Source organism: Macrococcus lamae (assembly GCF_004359545.1).
In the GTDB taxonomy this organism is placed as follows: Bacteria; Bacillota; Bacilli; order Staphylococcales; family Staphylococcaceae; genus Macrococcus; species Macrococcus lamae.
Genome location: NZ_SCWB01000030.1, coordinates 1 through 2,575 on the forward strand (window position 1 = coordinate 1; position 2,575 = coordinate 2,575).

The window sequence follows — 2,575 nt, forward strand, 5'->3', positions numbered from 1 at the left end:
ACCTATTGACCTCATCATCTCTGAGGGATCTTATAACCGAAGTTGGGAAATCTCATCTTGAGGGGGGCTTCATGCTTAGATGCTTTCAGCACTTATCCCGTCCATACATAGCTACCCAGCTATGCCGCTGGCGCGACAACTGGTACACCAGAGGTATGTCCATCCCGGTCCTCTCGTACTAAGGACAGCTCCTCTCAAATTTCCTGCGCCCACGACGGATAGGGACCGAACTGTCTCACGACGTTCTGAACCCAGCTCGCGTACCGCTTTAATGGGCGAACAGCCCAACCCTTGGGACCGACTACAGCCCCAGGATGCGATGAGCCGACATCGAGGTGCCAAACCTCCCCGTCGATGTGAACTCTTGGGGGAGATAAGCCTGTTATCCCCGGGGTAGCTTTTATCCGTTGAGCGATGGCCCTTCCATGCGGAACCACCGGATCACTAAGTCCGTCTTTCGACCCTGCTCGACTTGTAGGTCTCGCAGTCAAGCTCCCTTGTGCCTTTACACTCTGCGAATGATTTCCAACCATTCTGAGGGAACCTTTGAGCGCCTCCGTTACTCTTTAGGAGGCGACCGCCCCAGTCAAACTGCCCGCCTGACACTGTCTCCCGCCACGATGAGTGGCGCGGGTTAGAAAGTCAACACAGCCAGGGTAGTATCCCACCAGCGCCTCCACGTAAGCTGGCGCTCACGCTTCAAAGGCTCCTACCTATCCTGTACAGGCTGTGCCGAATTTCAATATCAGGCTGCAGTAAAGCTCCACGGGGTCTTTCCGTCCTGTCGCGGGTAACCTGCATCTTCACAGGTACTATGATTTCACCGAGTCTCTCGTTGAGACAGTGCCCAAATCGTTACGCCTTTCGTGCGGGTCGGAACTTACCCGACAAGGAATTTCGCTACCTTAGGACCGTTATAGTTACGGCCGCCGTTTACTGGGGCTTCAATTCGTAGCTTCGCCGAAGCTAACCACTCCTTTTAACCTTCCAGCACCGGGCAGGCGTCAGCCCCTATACGTCACCTTACGGTTTTGCAGAGACCTGTGTTTTTGATAAACAGTCGCTTGGGCCTATTCACTGCGGCTCTTCAGGGCTTGCACCCTAAAAAGCACCCCTTCTCCCGAAGTTACGGGGTCATTTTGCCGAGTTCCTTAACGAGAGTTCGCTCGCTCACCTTAGAATTCTCATCCTGACTACCTGTGTCGGTTTGCGGTACGGGCACCTAATTTCTAACTAGAGGCTTTTCTTGGCAGTGTGAAATCAACGACTTCGCTACTAAATTTCGCTCCCCATCACATCTTGACCTTGGTGAGCACCGGATTTGCCTGATGCTCAGTCTTGATGCTTGGACGTACATGACCAGCAGTACGATCGCCTATCCTTCTGCGTCCCCCCATCGTTCAAACAATCTTAGGTGGTACAGGAATATCTACCTGTTATCCATCGCCTACGCCTGTCGGCCTCGGCTTAGGTCCCGACTAACCCAGAGCGGACGAGCCTTCCTCTGGAAACCTTAGTCAATCGGTGGACGGGATTCTCACCCGTCTTTCGCTACTCACTCCGGCATTCTCACTTCCAAGCGCTCCACATGTCCTTACGGTCATGCTTCGACGCCCTTGGAACGCTCTCCTACCATTGTCCTACGGACAATCCACAGCTTCGGTAATATGTTTAGCCCCGGTACATTTTCGGCGCAGCGTCACTCGACTAGTGAGCTATTACGCACTCTTTAAATGATGGCTGCTTCTAAGCCAACATCCTAGTTGTCTGGGCAACGCCACATCCTTTTCCACTTAACATATATTTTGGGACCTTAGCTGGTGGTCTGGGCTGTTTCCCTCTCGACTACGGACCTTATCACCCGCAGTCTGACTCCCGCATTAAATTATCTGGCATTCGGAGTTTGTCTGAATTCGGTAACCCGAGGGGGGCCCCTAGTCCAAACAGTGCTCTACCTCCAGTAATCATCATGCGAGGCTAGCCCTAAAGCTATTTCGGAGAGAACCAGCTATCTCCAGGTTCGATTGGAATTTCTCCGCTACCCACACCTCATCCGCTCACTTTTCAACGTAAGTCGGTTCGGTCCTCCATTCAGTGTTACCTGAACTTCAACCTGGACATGGGTAGATCACCTGGTTTCGGGTCTACGTCCTGATACTCATTCGCCCTGTTCAGACTCGCTTTCGCTGCGGCTCCGCATCCACTGCTTAACCTTGCATCAAAACGTAACTCGCCGGATCATTCTACAAAAGGCACGCCATCACCCATGAACGGGCTCTGACTACTTGTAAGCACACGGTTTCAGGTTCTATTTCACTCCCCTTCCGGGGTGCTTTTCACCTTTCCCTCACGGTACTGGTTCACTATCGGTCACTAGAGAGTATTTAGCCTTGGGAGATGGTCCTCCCGGATTCCGACGGAATTCCACGTGTTCCGCCGTACTCAGGATCCACTCAGGAGGGGACGACTTTTCGACTACAGGACCTTTACCTTCTCTGGTTGGCTTTTCCAAAGCCATTCGTCTAAATCGTTCCTTTGTAACTCCGTGCTGAGTGTCCTACAACCCCAGGATGCA

General features: G+C 52.6%; 1 rRNA gene. It reads right to left on the reverse strand.

The window, feature by feature from the left end:
- Positions 1-2,575 (reverse strand): 23S ribosomal RNA (locus ERX29_RS10705); the annotation flags it as partial.